The 22,113-nt window shown below is 56.7% G+C and carries 13 protein-coding genes; 11 read left to right on the forward strand and 2 right to left on the reverse strand.

The genetic code is table 11. From position 1 onward, the window contains the following. The first annotated feature begins 161 nt into the window (after positions 1–161). From gltB (ACVB80_RS15230) to ACVB80_RS15280, 11 genes are all read left to right on the forward strand, one after another. Positions 162–4,712 carry a glutamate synthase large subunit gene (gene gltB / locus ACVB80_RS15230; RefSeq protein ID WP_481082148.1) on the forward strand — a complete coding sequence of 1,517 codons (4,551 nt, stop codon included), beginning with the start codon at positions 162–164 and terminating at the stop codon, positions 4,710–4,712. Next, positions 4,712–6,181: a glutamate synthase subunit beta gene (locus ACVB80_RS15235; RefSeq protein WP_481082149.1), complete on the forward strand. Its 1,470-nt coding sequence runs from the start codon at positions 4,712–4,714 to the stop codon at positions 6,179–6,181. The genes gltB (ACVB80_RS15230) and ACVB80_RS15235 overlap by 1 nt, the downstream gene beginning before the upstream one ends. 239 nt (positions 6,182–6,420) lie before the next feature. Then, positions 6,421–10,884, forward strand: a complete 4,464-nt coding sequence (gene gltB, locus ACVB80_RS15240; protein ID WP_481082150.1) for a glutamate synthase large subunit — start codon at positions 6,421–6,423, stop codon at positions 10,882–10,884. Between the two features lie 11 nt (positions 10,885–10,895). Next, on the forward strand, positions 10,896–12,308 hold the full coding sequence (locus tag ACVB80_RS15245) for an FAD-dependent oxidoreductase (protein WP_481082151.1): 1,413 nt from the start codon (positions 10,896–10,898) through the stop codon (positions 12,306–12,308). A gap of 15 nt (positions 12,309–12,323) precedes the next feature. Next, the gene (locus ACVB80_RS15250; protein WP_481082152.1) at positions 12,324–12,800 is read left to right on the forward strand and encodes a DUF1499 domain-containing protein; all 477 of its coding nucleotides are present in this window, start codon (positions 12,324–12,326) and stop codon (positions 12,798–12,800) included. Positions 12,801–12,894: 94 nt separating this feature from the next. Continuing rightward, positions 12,895–13,590 (forward strand): 5'-methylthioadenosine/S-adenosylhomocysteine nucleosidase, encoded by a 696-nt coding sequence (gene mtnN, locus ACVB80_RS15255; protein WP_481082153.1) that lies wholly within the window; start codon positions 12,895–12,897, stop codon positions 13,588–13,590. A 4-nt stretch (positions 13,591–13,594) separates the two neighbouring features. After that, positions 13,595–14,548 carry a cobalamin biosynthesis family protein gene (locus tag ACVB80_RS15260; protein ID WP_481082154.1) on the forward strand — a complete coding sequence of 318 codons (954 nt, stop codon included), beginning with the start codon at positions 13,595–13,597 and terminating at the stop codon, positions 14,546–14,548. Positions 14,549–14,550: 2 nt separating this feature from the next. Further along, complete coding sequence (btuF, locus tag ACVB80_RS15265; RefSeq protein ID WP_481082155.1) at positions 14,551–15,375, forward strand: vitamin B12 ABC transporter substrate-binding protein BtuF; 825 nt, start codon at positions 14,551–14,553, stop codon at positions 15,373–15,375. Positions 15,376–15,478: 103 nt separating this feature from the next. Continuing rightward, a complete protein-coding gene (locus tag ACVB80_RS15270) occupies positions 15,479–16,099 on the forward strand; it encodes a TRIC cation channel family protein (protein ID WP_481082156.1) in 621 nt (206 codons plus the stop codon). Positions 16,100–16,518: 419 nt separating this feature from the next. Next, positions 16,519–16,905, forward strand: a complete 387-nt coding sequence (locus ACVB80_RS15275) for a RidA family protein (RefSeq protein ID WP_481082266.1) — start codon at positions 16,519–16,521, stop codon at positions 16,903–16,905. Positions 16,906–17,106: 201 nt separating this feature from the next. Beyond that, a complete protein-coding gene (locus tag ACVB80_RS15280; protein WP_481082157.1) occupies positions 17,107–17,976 on the forward strand; it encodes a LysR family transcriptional regulator in 870 nt (289 codons plus the stop codon). Here ACVB80_RS15280 and ACVB80_RS15285 read toward each other — a convergent pair. Both ACVB80_RS15285 and carB read right to left on the reverse strand, forming a co-directional pair. Further along, positions 17,906–18,685 (reverse strand): TSUP family transporter, encoded by a 780-nt coding sequence (locus tag ACVB80_RS15285; RefSeq protein WP_481082158.1) that lies wholly within the window; start codon positions 18,683–18,685, stop codon positions 17,906–17,908. The genes ACVB80_RS15280 and ACVB80_RS15285 overlap by 71 nt on opposite strands. 183 nt (positions 18,686–18,868) lie before the next feature. Beyond that, positions 18,869–22,099 (reverse strand): carbamoyl-phosphate synthase large subunit, encoded by a 3,231-nt coding sequence (carB, locus tag ACVB80_RS15290; protein WP_481082159.1) that lies wholly within the window; start codon positions 22,097–22,099, stop codon positions 18,869–18,871. Positions 22,100–22,113: the final 14 nt, after the last annotated feature.

Genomic DNA, 22,113 nt, shown 5'->3' on the forward strand with positions numbered 1-22,113 from the left:
AAAAACTCCAGGGAAGTGTTTTCTTCGCAAACTTTTTCCTGCGAAGGGCAGAAAGGATTCTCACCAGCCAGACCTGTGGCTGGCTGCGATGTCAATATTGAAAGGACAGGGTTGATGACCACTGGCTGGTTGTCACCTGAAATAACTGGAAGGATGTATCTATGCTAGATAGAGAGCAGGCATCACAAGGTCTGTACACTCCCGAGCTGGAGCATGACGCTTGTGGTATCGGTTTTGTTGCTCACCTGAAAAACCGTAAATCACATCAGGTAGTAACGCAGGCGCTGGATATGCTGGCACGTATGGAACACCGCGGTGGTCAGGGTTGTGACCCGAGCAGCGGTGACGGTGCGGGCATTCTGCTGCAAAAACCTCATGAATTTCTGCTGGAAGAGACCGTCAAACTGGGTATCAAACTGCCGTCGTTTGAGAAATACGGTGTGGGCGTGGTGCTCTTCCCTAAAGACGAATATAAACGTCAGCAATGCCGCGACATCCTGGAGCGCAATGCAAAACGCCTTGAGCTGGACGTTCTTGGCTATCGTGTGCTGCCGGTCGATAACTCGATGATCGGCGCTGACCCGCTCAGCACAGAACCTCAGTTCGAGCACGTATTTATCTCCGCAGGTCCGGGCGTATCGCCGGAAGAGCTGGAGCGTAAGCTGTACGTGCTGCGTAACTACACCATTCGCGTCTGCCTGGAGAGCGTTTCCAACATCGGTGACGACTTCTATATTAACTCCATGTCTTACAAGACACTGGTGTACAAAGGTCAGCTGACCACAGAGCAGGTACCTCAGTACTTCCTCGACCTGCAGAACCCGACTATGGTGACCGCGCTGGCGCTGGTTCACTCGCGTTTCTCAACCAACACCTTCCCGAAATGGCGCCTGGCGCAGCCTTTCCGTTACATTGCCCACAACGGTGAGATCAACACCGTACGCGGTAACCTGAACTGGATGAAGGCCCGCGAAGCGATTATTGAATCGGACCTGTTCACCCAGACCGAAATCGACATGCTGCTTCCTGTCTGTCAGGAAGGCGCGTCGGATTCAGCCAACTTCGATATGGCACTGGAACTGCTGGTGCTTTCCGGCCGCAGCCTGCCGCACGCCCTGATGATGATGATCCCGGAAGCGTGGCAGGAGAACAAAAACCTGGATCCAAAACGCCGTGCGTTCTACCAGTACCACGCCAACGTAATGGAACCGTGGGATGGCCCGGCCTCTGTCTGTTTCACCGACGGTGTACAGGTAGGTGCAACTCTTGACCGTAACGGCCTGCGTCCTTCCCGCTACACAGTCACCAAAGATAACTTCCTGGTGATGGCGTCTGAATCAGGCGTGGTAGAGATCGAACCGGAAAACATCGAACACCGTGGCCGCCTGCAGCCGGGACGTATCTTCGTCGCCGACCTTGAGCAGGGCCGCATCATCTCTGATGAAGAGGTGAAAGACTCTATCGCCAACGCGCAGCCTTATGAGCAGTGGGTAAAAGACAACCTACTGAGCCTGAAGAAGCTGCCGGAAGCAGACAACATGCACCACCAGCCGTCACCGGAACGTCTGCTTCACCATCAGCAGGCCTTTGGTATCAGCTCGGAAGAGGTGAATGAAATCATCGTGCCTATGGCCAAAGACGGCAAAGAGCCGCTGGGTGCCATGGGTGCAGACTGGCCGCTGGCGGTGCTTTCGCACCAGTCTCAGCACCTGTCTAACTACTTTAAGCAGCTGTTTGCCCAGGTAACCAACCCGCCGATCGACCCGATCCGTGAGCGTATGGTGATGTCACTCAAGACCTATCTGGGTAAAGATCAGAACCTGCTGACCGAGACTCCGCTCCACTGCCGTAAGGTTGAGCTGGACTCGCCGGTACTGTCGAACGCTGAGCTGGAAAAACTGCGTGCTATTGATAACGAGCACCTGCAGGCCAAGACGCTGGATATCGTATTCCGCGCCAGTGAAGAACCAGGCAAACTGGAACGCGCGCTGAAACGCGTCTGCCAGTACGCTGAAGATGCGGTTATCGATGGCTACTCCATCATCCTGCTGACCGACCGTGCGGTGAACTCTAACCACGCGGCAATCCCGGCGATGCTGGCAGTGGGCGCGGTACACCACCACCTGATCCGTAAAGGCCTGCGTGCCAAGTGTGACATCGTGATCGAGACCGGTGACGCGCGTGAAACCCACCACTTCGCGACCCTGGTCGGTTATGGTGCCAACGCGGTGAACCCATACCTGGTGACCGAGACCATCGTAGACCTGCAGCGCAAGCGCAAGCTGGATCCGGAACTCTCTTCTGAAGTGCTGTTCGACCAGTACCGTAAAGCGGTCGATGCCGGCCTGCTGAAGATCTTCTCCAAGATGGGTATCTCAACCCTGCAGTCTTACCACGGTGCACAGATCTTTGAAGCGCTGGGTATCAGCAAGTCTGTGGTCGACAAGTACTTTACCGGTACCGTGACCCGTATTCAGGGCCTGACCATCGATGATATCGCCAAAGAGGTGCTGGTACGCCACCGCCTGGGTTACCCGACCCGCGAAATCCCGCTTCAGGTACTCGATGTCGGTGGTGTTTACCAGTGGAAACAGCGTGGTGAGAAACACCTGTTTAACCCGGAAACCATCTCTCTGTTGCAGGAATCGACCCGCAACAAAGACTACACCCAGTTTAAGAAGTACGCCAAAGCAGTCGATGCCCAGGGCGATAATGCCGCCACGCTGCGCAGCCAGCTGGACTTTGTGAAGAACCCGGCCGGCAGCATTCCGCTGGAAGAAGTGGAACCGATTGAGAGCATTCTGAAGCGCTTTGCGACCGGTGCGATGTCATTCGGCTCTATCTCTTACGAAGCGCACTCGACTCTTGCTGTTGCCATGAACCGTATCGGAGCCAAGTCGAACTCGGGTGAAGGTGGTGAAGACCCGACCCGTTTCGAGCGCAAAGAGAACGGCGACTGGGAACGCTCTGCGATCAAACAGGTGGCATCGGGCCGTTTCGGCGTGACCTCTTACTACCTGACCAACGCAGACGAAATCCAGATCAAGATGGCCCAGGGCGCGAAACCTGGTGAAGGCGGTCAGCTGCCGGGCGATAAAGTTGATGACTGGATCGGTGCGACCCGTCACTCCACTCCGGGAGTCGGCCTGATCTCGCCACCGCCACACCACGATATCTACTCTATCGAGGATCTGGCGCAGCTGATCTACGATCTGAAAAACGCCAACCGTGCCGGCCGCGTTAACGTGAAGCTGGTATCAGAAGCGGGTGTCGGCACCATCGCATCAGGCGTTGCCAAAGCGAAAGCAGACGTGGTTCTGATCGCAGGCTTCGACGGCGGTACCGGTGCATCACCAATTTCATCGATTCGTCACACCGGCCTTCCATGGGAGCTGGGTCTGGCGGAAACCCACCAGACGCTGCTGCGTAACGGCCTTCGTAACCGTATCGTGGTTCAGACCGATGGTCAGATGAAAACCCCGCGTGACCTGGCAGTCGCAACCCTGCTGGGCGCTGAAGAGTGGGGCGTGGCAACCGCAGCCCTGGTGGTTGAAGGCTGTATCATGATGCGTAAGTGTCATAAGAACACCTGTCCTGTGGGTATCGCAACCCAGAACAAGACGCTGCGCGAACGCTTTGACGGCCGCGTGGAAGACGTAGTGACCTTCTTCCAGTACATGGCAGAAGGCCTGCGTGAAATCATGGCGGAGCTGGGCTTTAAGAGCATCGACGAAATGGTTGGTCAGTCTCAGAAGCTGAAAGTGCGTCAGGATATCAAACACTGGAAATACCAGAACCTGGATCTGTCTCCTGTTCTGTTCCTTGAGCAGGCGCGTGAGCAGGATGGTCTGTACTCTCAGATTGAACAGAACCACAACCTGGAATCGGTGATGGACCGCAAGCTGATCGAACTGGCTCAGCCTGCACTGGAGAAAGGCGAAGCAGTAGATGCCGAGCTCGACATCATCAACACCGACCGCAGTACCGGTACCATGCTGTCGAACGAGATCTCCAAGGTCTACAAAGACCAGGGTCTGCCGCAGCCAATGCAGGTGAAGTTCAACGGCAGCGCCGGTCAGTCATTTGGTGCATTCCTTGCCAAAGGCGTCAAGTTCGAAGTAGAAGGCGACGCGAACGACTACTGGGGTAAAGGCCTGTCAGGCGGTACCCTGGTGCTCTACCCGCACGCTGACTCCACTATCGTTCCTGAACAGAACATCGTGGTCGGTAACGTCTGTTTCTATGGTGCGACCTCGGGTGAGTCTTACATCCGCGGTATGGCGGGCGAGCGCTTCTGTGTGCGTAACTCGGGTGCCAAAGTTGTGGTTGAAGGCGTGGGTGACCACGGCTGTGAATACATGACCGGCGGTGTCGCGGTGATCCTTGGTGGTACCGGACGTAACTTCGCCGCAGGTATGAGCGGCGGTGTGGCGTACGTTTGGGATAAAGAAGGTGACTTCGAAACCAAGCTTAACCCGGAACTGGTTGACCTTGATCCAATGGAGCAGGAAGACAAGGATCTGTTGCTGGATATGCTGAACAAACATATCGCTTACACCGGCAGCCGCGTGGCGCAGGAGTTTGTGGACAACTTTGAAGCCAGCCTGAAACAGATGGTGAAAGTGATGCCACGTGACTACAAAGCGGTGCTTGAAAAGCGTAAAGCAGAAGCAACCCAGGCGAAGATCAAGGAAGAGATGGAGGCAGTATAATGGGTAAGCCTACTGGATTTTTAGAGCACGGCCGCGAGCTGCCCCGCAAGCTCGACCCAAGTGTTCGTATTCAAAACAACAAAGAGTTCGTTCTTAACGAGGAGTTTGGCAGCAAGATCAATACCCAGGCTTCACGTTGTATGGACTGTGGGGTGCCGTTTTGCCATAACGGCTGCCCTATCGGCAACATCATCCCGGAGTTTAACGACGCGGTTTACCGTGACAGCTGGGAAGAGGCCTGGAACATCCTGAGCACCACCAACAACTTTCCGGAGTTTACCGGGCGTGTCTGCCCGGCTCCATGTGAGAGTGCGTGTGTTCTGGGGATCAACCAGGATCCGATCACCATCTGTAACATCGAGAAGACCATTGTCGAGACCGCCTACCGTGAAGGTTACGCCAAGCCGAAGACGCCAAAGTCGCGCACCGGCAAAACCGTGGCCATCATCGGCTCAGGCCCTGCGGGTCTGGCGGCAGCCGAGCAGCTTAACAGTGCCGGTCATACCGTGACGGTTTATGAGCGTGATGAGAAAGTCGGTGGTCTGCTTCGCTTTGGTATTCCTGACTTCAAGCTCAGCATGGAAGTGATCGACCGTAAGATCGACCTGATGGAAAAAGCCGGGATCAAGTTTGTGGTCAACGCGCATATCGGCGTGGATATCAACGCCCAGCAGCTGCGTCAGGAGCACGATGTGGTGCTGCTGACCGGTGGTTCGACCGTGCCGCGTGACCTGCCGGTTACGGGCCGTGAGCTGAAAGGCGTGCACTACGCGATGGAGTTTCTGGCTCAGAACAACCGCCGCGCCAACAACATGGACCTGAAAACCGACGAGATCCACGCCAAAGACAAGAAAGTCGTGGTGATCGGTGGTGGTGATACCGGCTCTGACTGTGTGGGTACCTCAAACCGTCACGGCGCAACCAGCATCACTCAGGTTGAGATCATGCCTGTGCCGCCGGAGAAACGCCCGGCGAACATGCCATGGCCTCAGTACCCGATGATCCTGCGCACCTCAACTTCTCACGAAGAGGGCTGTGAGCGTCACTGGAACATCCTGACCAAGGAGTTTATCGGTAACGATAAAGGTGAACTGACCGGCGTACGCGTTGCGGATATCGTCTGGCAGGACGCCAAACCTGGCGAGCGCCCTGGCTTTGAAGAAGTCGCGGGCAGTGAGCGGGTACTGGAGTGTGACCTGGCGTTCCTGGCGATGGGCTTCCTGCATCCGGAACCAAACGGCGTGCTGGCTCAGCTGGACATCAGCCTTGATGAGCGCGGCAACGTCGCCACCGAAGGTTTCCAGACTAATCAGCCTGGCGTGTTTGCTGCTGGTGATATGCGTACCGGCCAGTCTCTGGTGGTTCGCTGTATCAACGAAGGCCGTGAATGTGCCCGTGAGATCGACAGCTTCCTGATGGGTAACACCAACCTGGAAGCCAAAGCAGACTCGCTGATGCTGTCTGTGTAACACAATAAAACCTTTCCTTCCGAATTGGCCTGCACTCTGTCCTGTGCAGGCCTTTTTTGTTTCTGTCTCCCCTCTTCCTGAAATGCAACTTGTTTACTTGACCCCCGTCATTAACAGGGGTACGTTGTAAAGTTGATGTAAACAAAAACTAATAAAAATTAACATCACTGTCAGTTACGGATCCGGGTTCGGCTCAGGTTCGGTAACTTGCTGAAACAGCACACAAAGGGAGAGTTGTCATGCCGCTATATGACCCGAAGCTCGAGAAAGATAACTGTGGCTTTGGCCTGATCGCTCACATGGAAGGTGAGCCGAGCCACAAACTGGTACGCACCGCCATTTCGGCGCTCGACCGTATGACCCACAGGGGCGGGATCGCCGCCGACGGAAAAACCGGTGATGGCTGTGGACTGCTGCTGCAAAAACCAGACGCTTATTTTCGCCTGATCGCACAGGAACAGGGCTGGAACCTGGCCCGCCAGTACGCGGTCGGCATGTTCTTCTTAAACCGTGACAGTCACAAAGCCGGTGCCGCACGGGAGATTATCCGTAAAGCGCTCAAGCAGGAAACCCTGGCGGTGGCTGGCTGGCGAACTGTTCCGGTCACGCCGGAAGTGCTCGGCCCCATCGCCGCGGACTCACTGCCCGCAATTGAACAGGTGTTCATTCCGGCCCCGGCCGGATGGCGGGATCAGGACGTGGAACGGCGCCTCTATATCGCCAGGCGGCGGATAGAAAAGCAGCTCAGTGACGATGATGAGTTTTACATCTGCAGCCTCTCGACCCAGACCGTGGTCTACAAAGGCCTGTGTATGCCCGCCGACCTGCCCCGCTTCTACCCGGACCTGGCCGATCTCCGGATGGAATCCGCCATCTGCCTGTTCCACCAGCGATTCTCCACCAATACCCAGCCACGCTGGCCACTGGCGCAGCCGTTTCGCTATCTGGCCCATAACGGCGAGATCAACACCATAGAGGGCAACCGCCAGTGGGCACGTGCAAGGGGCTACAAGTTTGCCTCGCCACTGCTGCCGGACCTGCAGAGCGCCGCGCCGTTTGTGAATGAGAGCGGCTCCGACTCCTCCAGCCTGGATAACATGCTCGACCTGCTGCTGGCCGGGGGGATGGATATCTTCCGCGCCCTGCGAATGCTGGTGCCACCCGCGTGGCAAAATCATCCGGATATGGACCCGGACCTGCGCGCTTTCTACGACTTCAACTCCAAGCACATGGAGCCCTGGGACGGTCCGGCCGGCATCGTACTGTCTGACGGCCGCTATGCCGCCTGTAACCTCGACCGCAACGGCCTGCGCCCGGCACGCTATGTGATCACCAAAGACAAACTGATCACCCTGGCCTCAGAAGTCGGGATCTGGGATTACGCCCCGGATGAAGTGGCCGAGAAAGGCCGGGTCGGCCCCGGCGAGCTGCTGGTAATCGATACCGGTGAAGGCCGCCTGTGGCATTCGGCCGATATCGACAACGAACTTAAGAGCCGTCACCCCTACCGGGAGTGGATGGAGAACAACGTCCGCCGCCTGACGCCATTCACCGAGCTGGATGAAGCCACGCCTGGCGGACGGGATTTCAGCGACGATGAACTCCGGGTGTACCAGAAACAGTTTAGCGTCAGCAGTGAAGAGATGGACCAGGTCATCAAAGTACTGGCCGATATGGGCCAGGAAGCGGTCGGCTCCATGGGGGATGACACCCCGATGGCCGTGATGTCCTCGCGCGAGCGGTTAGTCAGTGATTACTTCCGTCAGAAGTTCGCCCAGGTCACCAACCCGCCAATAGACCCGCTGCGCGAAAAGCACGTGATGTCACTGGCCACCAGCATCGGCCAGGAGATGAACGTCTTCTGTGAAACCGGCGGCCATGCCCACCGGGTCACGTTTGACTCACCGGTACTGCTCTATTCAGACATGGTTCAGCTGCTTGAACTCGACAACAAGTATTACCACAACACCACCCTGGATATTAACTATGACCCACAGCAGGTAAGCCTGAAAGCCGCCATCGAAAAACTGTGTGACCAGGCCGAAGAAGTAGTCAGAAACGGCACCGTGCTGCTGGTCCTCTCTGACCGGGAAATCGTCAAAGGCAAACTGCCGATTCCGGCGGCAATGGCCGTTGGCGCAGTCCAGGCCAGGTTGGTAAATACTGACTTACGCTGCGACGCCAATATCCTGATTGAGACCGCCTGTGCCCGGGACCCGCACCAGTTTGCGGTACTGCTCGGTTTTGGCGCCACCGCCGTCTATCCATACCTGGCCTATGAGCTGCTGGGCAAAATGATCGACGATGGCGCACTGGACAAGGACTACGCAGAGGCCATGCTCAACTACCAGAGCGGCATCAACAAAGGCCTGTATAAGATCATGTCCAAAATGGGCATCTCGACCATCGCCTCTTACCGTTGCTCTCAGTTGTTTGAAGCGGTCGGCCTGCACGATGAGGTCACGGCTCTCTGTTTTAACGGCGTGGCATCACGCATTCAGGGCGCAGACTTCAGCGACTTTGAACAGGACCTGCACAACCTGGCCAGAAAAGCCTGGATCAAACGCAAACCAGTCGAGCATGGCGGGCTGCTGAAATACGTCCACGGCGGCGAGTTTCACGCCTACAACCCGGATGTGGTACAGAGCCTGCAGAGCGCGGTTAAAACCGGCCAACAGCAGGACTACCTCTCCTATTCTGAGCAGGTAAACCAGCGTCCGGCCGCGATGCTGCGCGATCTGATGGCACTGAAAAAAGCAGACCAGCCTCTGCCACAGGAAAAAGTCGAGCCCGCTTCCGATCTGTTCAAACGCTTTGACTCTGCAGCCATGTCGATCGGCGCCCTGAGCCCGGAAGCACACCAGGCACTGGCGACCGCGATGAACCGCCTTGGCGGATACTCCAACTCCGGTGAAGGGGGCGAAGACCCGCGCCGGTTTGGCACAGAACGCAACTCGCGCATCAAACAGATCGCCTCCGGACGCTTTGGCGTCACCCCGCACTACCTGACCAGCGCCGACGTACTGCAGATCAAAGTCGCCCAGGGGGCCAAGCCCGGAGAAGGGGGGCAACTGCCGGGCCACAAAGTCACCGCAGAAATCGCGAAGCTGCGTTACTCGGTACCGGGCGTGACCCTGATTTCACCGCCGCCGCACCACGACATCTACTCGATTGAAGACCTGGCCCAGCTGATCTTCGACCTCAAGCAGGTCAACCCGGACGCGCTGGTGTCGGTCAAACTGGTCTCCGAGCCTGGCGTCGGCACTATTGCTACCGGCGTAGCCAAGGCTTACGCCGACCTTATCACCATCTCCGGCTACGACGGCGGTACAGCAGCCAGTCCGCTGACCTCAGTAAAATACGCCGGCAGCCCCTGGGAACTGGGGCTGGCCGAAACCCAGCAGGCGCTGGTGGCCAATGGTCTGAGGCACAAGATCCGCCTCCAGGTAGACGGCGGTCTGAAAACCGGACTGGATGTGGTCAAAGGAGCGATCCTTGGCGCAGAGAGCTTTGGCTTTGGCACCGCGCCCATGATCGCCATGGGCTGTAAGTTCCTGCGTATCTGTCACCTCAACAACTGCGCCACCGGTGTGGCGACCCAGGATGAAACCCTGCGCAGGGAATACTTCAAAGGATTGCCGGAAGCAGTAGTGAACTACTTCACCGGTCTCGCCGAAGAAGTCCGCGGCCTGCTGGCGGAACTCGGGGTGGAGAAACTGACCGATCTTATCGGCCGCACCGACCTGCTCGAAGCCCTGCCCGGCCTGACCGCCAAACAGAGCCGACTGGATCTCACTTCGATACTGGAGAAACCTGTCTCTCCCCAGGGTCACCCGCTCTTCTGGAGCGAGGCCAACCAGCCGTTTGACAGTGCCGGACTTAACCAGACGATCCTCGATGACGCCCTGCCTGCGGTGGAAAGCGGCAGAGGCCAAAACTTTTACTACGACATCCGCAATACTGACCGCTCGGTCGGAGCCCGTCTCTCCGGCGAAGTCGCCAAACGCTTTGGTAACACCGGGGTGGCCACCGCGCCGCTGAAACTGCACTTTACCGGCACCGCAGGTCAGTCATTCGGAGTATGGAACGCCGGAGGCATCGAACTGCACCTGACCGGGGATGCCAACGACTATGTGGGTAAAGGCATGGCCGGCGGACTTATCGCCATCCATCCCCCGGCAGGCAGCGCCTTTAACTGTAACGAAGCGTCGATCATCGGTAACACCTGTCTTTATGGTGCGACCGGAGGCAGGCTGTTTGCGGCCGGCACCGCAGGAGAGCGCTTCGCGGTACGTAACTCCGGCGCCATCGCGGTTATCGAAGGAGCCGGGGATAACGCCTGTGAGTATATGACCGGTGGCGTGGTCGCTATCCTGGGTGCAACCGGGGTGAACTTTGGCGCGGGCATGACAGGCGGATTTGCTTACGTGCTCGATGACAACCAGGACTTCACCGGCCGGGTCAACCACGAGTCGGTGGAAGCCATCGCACTGAGTGGACTGCCGATCCATCAGGAGCACCTGCGCGGCCTGATTGCCGAACACCTCAGCCACACTCACTCGCGGCATGCCGAAAAGATCCTCGCCGACTTCGACCGCTGGATCCCCGGCTTCTTCCTGGTCAAGCCCAAAGCCGCCGACCTCAACACCCTGCTTGGTCACCAGAGCCGCAGCGCCGCTGAGCTGCGCGTTCAGGCACAGTAAAGGAGAGCATTATGAGCCAGAACGTTTATCAGTTTATCGATGTGCAGCGCGTGGACCCGGCCAAAAAACCGCTCAGGATACGCAAAATTGAGTTTGTTGAGATCTACGAACCTTTTACCGGCCAGCAGGCCAAAGCTCAGGCAGACCGTTGTCTCGACTGCGGTAATCCCTACTGTGAATGGAAGTGCCCGGTCCATAACTACATCCCCCAGTGGCTGAAACTGGCTAACGAAGGGCGGATTATTGAAGCAGCCGAGCTGTCACACCAGACCAACAGCCTGCCGGAAGTCTGTGGCCGGGTCTGCCCACAGGACCGCCTGTGTGAAGGGGCCTGTACCCTCAACGATGACTTTGGCGCCGTCACCATCGGCAACATCGAAAAATACATCACAGACAAAGCTTTTGAGCAGGGCTGGAAGCCGGATATGTCCCACGTGGAGTGGACGGACAGGAAAGTCGCCATCATAGGGGCAGGCCCGGCGGGTCTGGCCGCTGCCGATGTTCTGGTGCGCAACGGCGTCAAACCCGTGGTCTTTGACCGCTACCCGGAAATCGGCGGCCTGCTGACGTTCGGAATCCCCTCTTTCAAACTGGAGAAAGAAGTGATGGTCAACCGCCGCCGCATCTTCAGCGATATGGGCGTGGAGTTCCGCCTGGGCTGCGAAGTAGGCAAAGACGTCACCATGCAGAGCCTGGTGGACGACTATGACGCCGTCTTTCTTGGTGTCGGCACCTATAAAAACATGCGCGCCGGACTGGAGAACGAAGATGCCCCCGGCGTATATGACGCGCTGCCGTTTCTTATCTCCAACACTTACCAGGTGATGGCACTCAAAAGTGACCAGCCTTATATCGATATGGCCGGTAAAAAAGTGGTGGTCCTCGGCGGTGGTGACACCGCGATGGACTGCGTGCGCACTTCCATCCGCCAGGGGGCGCAAAAAGTCATCTGTGCTTACCGTCGCGACGAAGCGAATATGCCCGGCTCCCGCCGGGAGGTGAAAAATGCCCGCGAAGAAGGTGTCACCTTTATGTTTAACCTTCAGCCGCTCGGCATTGAAACCGACAGCAAGGGCCAGGTCAGCGGTGTGCGGGTGGTAAAAACCGAACTGGGAGAGCCGGATGAGGCCGGACGCCGGCGGCCACAGCCGGTTCCCGGCAGCGAGCACCTGCTCGACGCTGATGCTGTGATCATGGCGTTTGGTTTTCAGCCTCACACCATGGAGTGGCTGGAGCCGTTTGGCGTAGGGCTGGATCAGTGGGGACGAATCGAAGCGCCACAGGATCAGAGCTATGCTTACCAGACCAGCAACGCCAAAATTTTTGCCGGTGGTGATGCGGTGCGCGGTTCAGACCTGGTGGTCACCGCCATCGATGAAGGACGCAAAGCCGCCGGGGGGATCCTCGACTACCTTGGCGTCTGATCCAAAGGAGTAACTATGTCAAACAAGAACGAGCCAGATAAAAAGGTGTCAGATAAGAACGTGCCAGACAAAAAACTGTTTACCGCCCTGCTGTGCCTGCCACTGATGGCGTGCAGCAGCACGCCGCCGGAAAGCCCGCGTCACAAAGAGCCCTGCGGTGACAGCCCCAACTGCGTTTCCACCCTGGATGCGCGCGCGGACTACACGCTCGCTCCGTTTACGCTGACGCCGGACACCACACTGGCACAGATCGAACCGGTCGCCCTCAGCCTGCCGGGCGCAGCGCTGGGAGAAAAAAAGCAGAATTACCTGCGTATCGAGTACTCCAGCAGAGTGCTGGGGTTTGTCGATGATATGGAGCTGTTTACCGAAAACGGTACTCTGCAGATCCGTTCACAGGCCCGGCTGGGATACTACGATTTTGGCGTCAACCGCAAACGGGCAGAAACGCTGCGTGAGCGCCTGAGCGAAGCCGGACTGATCCGGCCCTGATCTTGTGCGAATTTTGTCTGCCCAAAGGTCAACACGCCCGGTTGTTCGTGATAAAATCCCGGCAACTTATTGAATCATCAAACAGAGAAACACTATGAAACTAGGCATTATCGGTGCAATGGAGCAGGAAGTTGCGATCCTGAAGGCAGCGCTGGAAAACTGTGAAGAGCAACGCCGTGGCGGCTGCACTTTCTTTACCGGTCAGCTGGAAGGCGTGGACGTGGTACTGCTGCAATCGGGCATCGGCAAAGTCGCTGCTGCTGTTGGCACTGCACTGCTGCTGGAAATCTATGAACCAGATATGGTTATCAACACCGGCTCTGCAGGTGGTTTCGACAGCACACTGAACCTGGGTGATGTGGTTATCTCTACCGAAGTACGCCACCACGATGCGGACGTTACTGCGTTTGGTTACGAAATCGGCCAGATGGCAGGCCAGCCGGCAGCCTTCGCCGCTGACGAGAAACTGATGCAGGTTGCAGAGCAGGCACTGGCTCAGATGAAAGACCAGCACGCGGTGCGTGGCCTGATCTGTACCGGTGACGCGTTTGTCTGCAGTGCAGAGCGCCAGGCGTTTATCCGTGAAAACTTCCCGTCAGTGATTGCGGTTGAGATGGAAGCCTCTGCTATTGCCCAGACCTGTCACCAGTTCCAGGTACCGTTTGTTGTTGTTCGTGCAATTTCAGACGTGGCTGACAAAGAGTCACCAATGAGCTTTGATGAATTTCTGCCGCTGGCAGCGAAGAGCTCATCTGAGATGGTGATCAAAATGGCTGCGCTGCTGAGCTGAGCCTATGCCACAAGCGCTGAGTGACCTCTACGCCAACGGCGCCCTGCTGGTTATGTGGGGCGCACTGGTTTTCCACTATATCCTGCCGATCCCCAAAGCGGCGCATCCGGCGAGGATATGGCACCGTTTTGCTCAGCTGCTGGCAGACAAGGTAAACCGTAATCACAGCTACCAGCAGAGCCTGATTTCCGGTGCGCTGGCCTGGCTGCTGATGATAGTGCCGCTGTGGCTGCTGCTTTGGGCATTCAAGCCCCTCGCCTGGCAGCCTCAGTTTTTCGATCTGGCCATTTTGCTGCTCGCCTTTGGCTGGCGTGACAGCGAAACCCTGGCAAAACAGATGGTCAAATGGCTCAGTCATCAGAACAAAGCCAAAGCCCGCGAAGAGCTTGCGTTTTTCCTCAACCGGGAAACCGCCCCCCTTTCTCAGCTCGGGCTGGGTAAAGCCGGTGCTGAAACCCTGCTGGTCGGATTCAGCCGCAACGTGATTGGCGTGCTGTTCTGGTACGGAATCGCCGGAGCCAGTGGTGCCCTTATCTACCGCTTCAGCGCCGAACTGGCGCGCGCCTGGTCTCCGGCCCGGGCAAGCCACTCCCCGTTTGGCCTGACCGCCGTACGCATTCAGGCAATCCTCGATTTTGTTCCCCTGAGACTGTTCGCCCTGCTGCTTGGTGCAGGCAATAACGGCCTGACCCACCTGCGGCTGATGCGTCAGCAGGCGCTGAGCTGGCCGCTGCCCGGCCCTGGCTGGGTACTGGCTGTAACCGGCAACAAACTCGGCCTGTCACTGGGTGGACCAGCCATCTATGAAGGCCGCAAACAGGTACGGGCGAAACTGGGTGGGCGCATCGCCCCGGCGGCTTTCCACCTTGCCCAGATCCAGCACCTGCTCGCATGGCGTACCTGCGTCTGGCTGCTGATCCAGAGCGCGCTGATGGCGCTCGTCTTCCAGGGAGTTTAATAATGAACCTGAGAATCACCGCAGCCACCCTGCTGCTGTGTTCCGCCCCGGCCGTCTCTGCGGTAGCAGAGCGGGTTATCACCCTCTCACCCCACTCTGCTGAACTGGCTTTCTCCGCCGGGCTTGGTCCTGCGGTGATCGGAGTCAGTGAACGCAGTGACTACCCGCCAGAAGTGCTGGATATCGAGAAAGTCGCCAACTACCAGGGCCTTAAACTCGAACGAATTATCGCCCTTAATCCCGACCTTATCATTGCGTGGAGAAACGGCACTCCGGCCAAAGAGGCCACCCGGCTTGAACAACTTGGCTTTAACGTGGTCTACACCGAAACCGGCAAACTGGAACAGATCGCAGACAATATCGAACTGCTCAGCCAGTACAGCCCTGACCCGGCTCATGGCCGAAGAGTAGCCACAGAATTCCGCTCTCAACTGTCTGATATTAAAGCCAGGTACCAAAATCGCCCCAAAGTCAGCTATTTTTATCAGCTGAGCCAAAAGCCCATCATTACCATGGCGCAGGGAAGCTGGCCGGGCGAAGTGTTTTCCCTGTGTGGCGGTGAGAACATTTTTGAGCACAGCAGCGCTCCTTACCCTCAGGTCGGGGAAGAGCAGGTGATCACCAAAGCGCCCCAGGCGATCTTTTTCTCCCGCCACGCCATGGCGGATCAGCACCAGTGGCAGCGCTGGCCACAGATCCCGGCAGTGGAAAGCGGACATATCTGGTCACTGCAGGCAGACTGGATCAACCGCCCGACGGTGAGAACCCTGAAAGCCGTTGAGCAGGTGTGCGGGTACCTTGATGCAGCCAGACTTGCAACAAAATAACAATCTGCAACTTTTTTTGACATAAAACACTTAGCGCCGCAAACGATTTCCAGTAAGATTCATTCGCGTCCACTGTTGTAGTTAATTTCGGGGTTCTGTCCTTATGGATTTCTCGCTGTTATATCTGATCGATTTATTTGGTACTGCGATTTTTGCGGTATCCGGGGTACTGCTGGCCGGAAGGCTGAAGATGGACCCTTTTGGCGTTATCGTACTGGCGAGCGTTACCGCGATTGGCGGCGGTTCCTTCCGTGATATGGCGCTCGGCGCGACCCCGATCTTCTGGATCAAGGATACCCTCTACCTGTGGGTGATCCTGGTGACCTGTATTCTGACCATGCTGTTTGTCCGCCGCCCGAAACGGGTGCCCTGGTACGTACTGCCGGTCTGTGACGCCATCGGCCTGGCGGTATTTGTCGGCATCGGGGTTGAGAAGTCTCTCGCCTATCAGGATTCCGCCATGATCGCGGTGATCATGGGCATCGCCACAGGCTGTGGCGGCGGTATCATCCGCGATGTGCTGGCACGGGAAGTGCCTATGGTATTGCGCAGTGAAGTCTACGCCACCGCGTGTCTGATTGGCGGCCTGGTGCATACCGGCGCGCTTCAGCTGGAACTGGACTCCTCGACGGCGCTTCTGGCAGGGATATTTACCACCCTGGCAATCCGCCTGACCGCCATCCGCTGGCACCTGTCGCTGCCAACATTCGCACTTAACCGCTGAGCAGATAAATACCTTCGTGAGCCCGCTTTTGCGGGCTCTTCTGTTTCAGTGACCCGCCTCATGATTTTCACTGCCAGCCACAGTGCCTGGCGGGTTTAGCGATCGCTTTCACGTTATTTATAAATCTGTTCTTTTAGTATCAAAGCCCTGTATTACTTAAAGCGTACACGGCATGTCCCACACCCGTTTTTTTGGCAGCTTAATCGCTCCCTGGTATATCCGGGATCACCGCCTTCGCCACGACTTTCCGTCAGTGGTACCTTCACTGTTTTGACTTCAGACCGGTTAAACCGGCTGTACTGCTGCGCCACTCCGGCGTAATCAACCCACAATTAACTGCGGGAAAGCTGAGCTGAAAGAGCCTCAGTCCGCCCTGTTGTGCCCCGCACTGTTCCGTAATCAAAGAGAATCAAGGAAATATAATGACTGTAATCAATACCGAAAAAGCGCCTGCTGCTATTGGCCCATATGTTCAGGCTGTCGATCTCGGCAACATGGTGATCACTTCCGGCCAGCTGCCTATTCACCCAGGCAGCGGCGAAATGCCGGAAGACGTTCAGGAGCAGGCCCTGCAGTCCCTGACCAACGCTGCTGAAATCATCCAGGCGGCAGGCCTGTCGGTAAGTGACATTGTGAAAACCACGGTGTTTGTGAAAGATCTCAACGACTTTGCGCTGGTAAACCAGGTCTACGGCGAGTTCTTTGACTCCCACAATGCCGGTTACCCTGCCCGCTCGTGTGTGGAAGTCGCCCGCCTGCCAAAAGACGCCAAAGTTGAAATCGAAGTGATCGCACTGCGCCGCTAAAACAAGCATAATGATGCCCGGCCCATGCCGGGCTCTTCATCCCTGCCCCGGAACCCGGAACCCAGAACCCAGAACCCAGAATCCAGGACCCAGGACCCAGGACCCAGGACCCAGGACCGCCATAATCCCTCTTTCACATCTGGCATCCAGCCTGTCTATCCGCTATCTTAACCAGACCCATTCCCAACTTTCATCATTACTATGCTGCTTGAAGGCATCGAAACCCTGCTGGTACTGAGTAAGGCCAAAACCATGAGCCGTACCGGCAGCCTGCTCTATATCAGCCAATCGGCGGTCAGCAAACGCATCGCAAGGCTGGAAAAACAGCTGGGAAAGAAACTGATCGAACCGGACGGCCGTCAGGTCAGGCTGACCGAGGAGGGAAAGGCGCTGACAGAATCGCTGGCACCCGGGTTTAACGAACTGCTTGGAAAGATATACGAGCAACAGCCACTGCCCGACAGCTCAGTGCTCGAACTGGCCTGCTCTGAAACCCTGGTCAGCGGCTATATCAGCCCGGTGATAAGCCGGCTGTTCAAAGCCGACCCCAACCTGCGCCTCACAACCCGGCATACACCGCGAATCATAGAACAGGTTCAGTCAGGAAAAGCCGCGGTGGGCTTTTGTGCCGGTCACCTGCCGCCCCATCATGGTCTGGTCACCGAACACCTGACCGATGAGCCGTTCTATCTGGTCAGCCAGGGGACGCCTCCGCCTGAGCTCACCCGGGTCATCACCAATGACCTCAGTAATCCGGCCAATACCTATCAGCTGCGAGCGCTGCGCGGGGCCGGCATCGAGCCCCTGATGGAGATGGACTCTTATACCGCCTCTGCCAATCTGGCACTGGCCGGTGTGGCCCCGGCCATTATTCCGCTTTCGGTGGTACGCACCCTGGGCATAAACCCGGCTCAGTGCCATGACCACTACCCGGTACTCAGCCGCCTCAAACGCCCGGTTTATCTCTGCTACCGGCAGAACATCGGCCGAAATCCGCGGGTTAAAACAGTGCTTGCAGCCATTGCGGATGCTGTTGCCACAGCAGTTTTACCGCCATCGCCATCGACATAAAGATCACCAGCGGGCGGATCCACTTCTGCCCTTTGGTCAGCACCACCCGGGCACCCATGCGCGCGCCGATAAAACAGCCCAGCGCCATCACCAGCCCCACTTCCCACACCGGCAGCCCGGCGAGGGCAAAAAACAGCAGCGCGGCGATGTTGGAGGTAAAGTTGAGCACCTTGGTCCGGGCGGTGGCCTCGACCAGTGAAAAGTGCCCTATCGCCACAAAGCAGACGGTAAAAATCGAACCGGTGCCCGGGCCAAAAAAGCCATCGTAGAAGCCAACGCCGCCCCCCACACACAGGGCGAACAGGTTTTCAGACATTTTGGCCGGGCCTTTGCTGGTCTGGGTTTTTGGTGCCAGCAGGAAATAAAGCGAAATTGCGATCAGCAGCAGCGGGATCAGGCTGGTCAGGATCCCCGCATCGATATACTGCACCGCTTCAGCACCGAGAACCGCACCGGTGAACGTACACGCAATGGCGCGGCGCATCTCTTTTAAGCTCACCAGTCCGTTGCGCACAAAATAAAGGCTCGCCGAGAAGCTGCCAAACGAGCTCTGCAGCTTATTGGTCGCCAGTGCCTGAACCGGGGACATGCCCGATGCCAGCAACGCCGGCAGGGTCAGCAGGCCGCCACCTCCTGCCATGGCGTCGATAAAGCCCGCCAGAGTGGCGACCGCAAACAGCATTGCGAGTAATTCCAGTGTCAGTTCCATAATATTCAGTTATTGCCAGAGTTATCGCCAAAGCGTATCAGGAGTGCTCAACAACCAACAGCGAATAGCCCGCCTACAATTCATTCCACTTTTTCAACAGTTTTACAAAGGCAAAAAAAAGCCCGCTCAGAGAGCGGGCAATGAGGTTGTCAGATAAGCCTGAGGCTTACTGTTTTTATATGCTTATGCCAGGTTCTCTTTAACCTGAGCGTGCAGTTCCTGCACTGAAGTCACGTTGCTGGTCGCATCAGACGTGTGCGCCATACAGGCAGCAAACGCAGCGTTCAGAGTTGTGGTGTAGTTCACTTTCTCTGCCAGCGCGCCGCGACGCAGTACTTTCGAGTCTTCAATCGCCTGACGGCCGGCAGCCGTGTTCACGATGTAGGTGTACTCGTTGTTCTTGATACGGTCCAGAATGTGCGGACGGCCTTCGTGTACCTTGTTCACCAGACGTGGGTTAATACCCGCTTCGCCCAGAATCACAGCAGTACCGTGAGTCGCATCCAGCTGGTAACCCAGTTTGGTCAGTTTCGATGCCAGGTCAACCACACGCTCTTTATCGCCTTCGCGAACAGACAGCAGTGCACGGCCGCCTTCAGGGTAAACCTTGCCACAGCCCAGCTCTGCTTTCGCGTATGCTTCTGCGAACGTTGCACCCACACCCATTACCTCACCGGTAGAGCGCATTTCAGGGCCAAGCAGCGGGTCAACACCCGGGAACTTGTTGAACGGCAGTACCACTTCTTTCACTGAGTAGTAAGGTGGGATGATCTCTTTGGTGAAGCCCTGAGACTCAAGAGACTGACCAGCCATTACACGCGCGGCGATTTTCGCCAGCGGAGCACCGGTTGCTTTCGATACGAAAGGCACGGTACGTGCAGCACGCGGGTTCACTTCAATCAGGTAAACCTTGTTGTTCTTCACGGCAAACTGGGTGTTCATCAGACCACGTACGCCCAGCTCAAACGCCAATTTCTCAACCTGCTCGCGCATCACGTCCTGGATTTCCTGGCTCAGGGTATAAGCCGGAAGAGAACATGCAGAGTCACCAGAGTGAACGCCCGCCTGCTCAATGTGCTCCATGATGCCGCCAATAACCACACGCTCACCATCACAGATTGCATCCACGTCGACTTCTACTGCGTCATCCAGGAAGCTGTCCAGCAGAACCGGAGACTCGTTGGATACACTTACTGCTTCGTTGAAGTAACGGCGCAGGTCTGCTTCGTCGTATACGATTTCCATCGCACGGCCACCCAGTACATAAGACGGGCGAACCACCAGCGGGAAGCCGATTTCACGTGACTTCTCAACCGCCTGCTCCAGCGTGGTTACAGTGGCGTTTTCCGGCTGCAGCAGACCCAGACGGTCTACAGCGACCTGGAAGCGCTCACGGTCTTCCGCACGGTCAATCGCATCCGGGCTGGTACCGATGATTGGCACACCTGCCGCTTCCAGCGCACGCGCCAGTTTCAGAGGAGTCTGGCCACCGTACTGAACGATAACGCCTTTTGGCTTCTCAACGCGCACGATAGACAGCACGTCTTCCAGGGTTACCGGCTCAAAGTACAGACGGTCTGAAGTGTCGTAGTCAGTAGAAACGGTTTCAGGGTTACAGTTAACCATGATGGTTTCATAGCCGTCTTCGCGCAGCGCCAGCGACGCGTGTACACAGCAGTAGTCAAATTCGATGCCCTGACCGATACGGTTTGGACCGCCGCCCAGAACCATGATCTTGTCTTTGTCAGTTGGCTGCGCTTCACACTCGTCATCGTAAGATGAGTACATGTAAGCGGTGTCAGATGAGAACTCAGCCGCACAGGTATCCACGCGCTTGTAAACCGGGTGGATGTCGTACTGGTCACGCAGACGACGGATTTCGCTTTCCGCTACACCCAACAGGTCAGACAGGCGGGCATCAGAGAAGCCTTTACGCTTCATCTTGCGCAGCACGTCCTGAGTCAGGCCGGCAAAACCACCAGCTTTAACTTCCTGCTCCAGCTTCACCAGCTCTTCAATCTGAACCAGGAACCAGCGGTCAATTTGGGTCAGGTTGAATACGCCGTCTACTGACAGACCGGCACGGAATGCGTCAGCGATGTACCAGATACGCTCAGCGCCGGCTTCTTTCAGCTCGTGACGAATCTTAGTCAGTGCGTCAGGCGCGTCCAGGTCAACCATTTCATCAAAGCCGTTTGCGCCCACTTCCAGGCCGCGCAGTGCTTTTTGCAGGGATTCCTGCTGGTTACGGCCAATCGCCATTACCTCACCCACCGACTTCATCTGAGTCGTCAGGCGGTCGTTAGCGCCGGCAAATTTCTCGAAGTTAAAGCGTGGGATCTTGGTAACCACGTAGTCGATGGTCGGCTCGAACGATGCCGGCGTCTTGCCACCGGTGATGTCGTTTTGCAGCTCATCAAGAGTGAAGCCCACTGCCAGTTTGGCGGCGATTTTTGCAATCGGGAAACCGGTCGCTTTCGATGCCAGCGCAGAAGAGCGTGATACACGCGGGTTCATCTCGATGATAACCATACGGCCATCTTTCGGGTTGATACCAAACTGTACGTTTGAACCACCAGTCTCTACACCGATTTCACGCAGTACCGCCAGAGAGGCGTTACGCATCAGCTGGTACTCTTTATCAGTCAGAGTCTGCGCAGGCGCAACTGTGATTGAGTCACCGGTGTGGATGCCCATTGGGTCAAAGTTTTCGATAGAACATACGATGATGCAGTTATCCGCTTTATCGCGAACCACTTCCATCTCGTACTCTTTCCAGCCGATCAGAGATTCGTCAATCAGAAGCTCGTTGGTTGGCGACAGGTCCAGACCGCGGCGACAGATCTCTTCAAACTCTTCTTTGTTGTAAGCGATACCGCCACCGGTACCACCCATGGTGAAAGAAGGGCGGATAATACAAGGGAAGCCGACCATATCCAGCACTTTGTACGCTTCTTCCATTGTCTTGGCAGTATCCGCACGCGGACACTCAAGGCCGATGGATTTCATTGCCGCATCGAAGCGTGAACGGTCTTCTGCTTTGTCGATTGCGTCTGCAGTCGCGCCGATCATTTCGACACCAAACTCTTCCAGTACGCCGTGACGTTCCAGCTCAAGTGCACAGTTCAGTGCTGTCTGGCCACCCATGGTTGGCAGAACCGCATCCGGACGCTCTTTTTCAATGATCTTGCGTACCACTTCCCACTGGATTGGCTCGATGTAAGTTGCATCTGCCATATCCGGGTCGGTCATGATAGTAGCCGGGTTCGAGTTTACCAGGATTACGCGGTAACCCTCTTCACGCAGCGCTTTACAGGCCTGAGCACCAGAGTAGTCAAACTCACATGCCTGACCGATAACAATCGGGCCTGCACCCAGGATCAGAATACTTTTTATGTCAGTACGTTTTGGCATTCTTTAATACTCCG

This window comes from Vibrio sp. 9-16B-A1, from assembly GCF_056726165.1.

Excerpts from the sequence above, each read along its gene's own strand:
- gltB (WP_481082150.1), top strand. The coding sequence starts at position 6,421 with ATGCCGCTATATGACCCGAAGCTCGAGAAAGATAACTGTGGCTTTGGC.
- ACVB80_RS15280 (WP_481082157.1), top strand. The coding sequence starts at position 17,107 with ATGCTGCTTGAAGGCATCGAAACCCTGCTGGTACTGAGTAAGGCCAAA.
- btuF (WP_481082155.1), top strand. The coding sequence starts at position 14,551 with ATGAACCTGAGAATCACCGCAGCCACCCTGCTGCTGTGTTCCGCCCCG.
- ACVB80_RS15235 (WP_481082149.1), top strand. The coding sequence starts at position 4,712 with ATGGGTAAGCCTACTGGATTTTTAGAGCACGGCCGCGAGCTGCCCCGC.
- carB (WP_481082159.1), bottom strand. The coding sequence starts at position 22,099 with ATGCCAAAACGTACTGACATAAAAAGTATTCTGATCCTGGGTGCAGGC.
- ACVB80_RS15285 (WP_481082158.1), bottom strand. The coding sequence starts at position 18,685 with ATGGAACTGACACTGGAATTACTCGCAATGCTGTTTGCGGTCGCCACT.
- mtnN (WP_481082153.1), top strand. The coding sequence starts at position 12,895 with ATGAAACTAGGCATTATCGGTGCAATGGAGCAGGAAGTTGCGATCCTG.
- ACVB80_RS15250 (WP_481082152.1), top strand. The coding sequence starts at position 12,324 with ATGTCAAACAAGAACGAGCCAGATAAAAAGGTGTCAGATAAGAACGTG.
- gltB (WP_481082148.1), top strand. The coding sequence starts at position 162 with ATGCTAGATAGAGAGCAGGCATCACAAGGTCTGTACACTCCCGAGCTG.
- ACVB80_RS15270 (WP_481082156.1), top strand. The coding sequence starts at position 15,479 with ATGGATTTCTCGCTGTTATATCTGATCGATTTATTTGGTACTGCGATT.
- ACVB80_RS15260 (WP_481082154.1), top strand. The coding sequence starts at position 13,595 with ATGCCACAAGCGCTGAGTGACCTCTACGCCAACGGCGCCCTGCTGGTT.
- ACVB80_RS15245 (WP_481082151.1), top strand. The coding sequence starts at position 10,896 with ATGAGCCAGAACGTTTATCAGTTTATCGATGTGCAGCGCGTGGACCCG.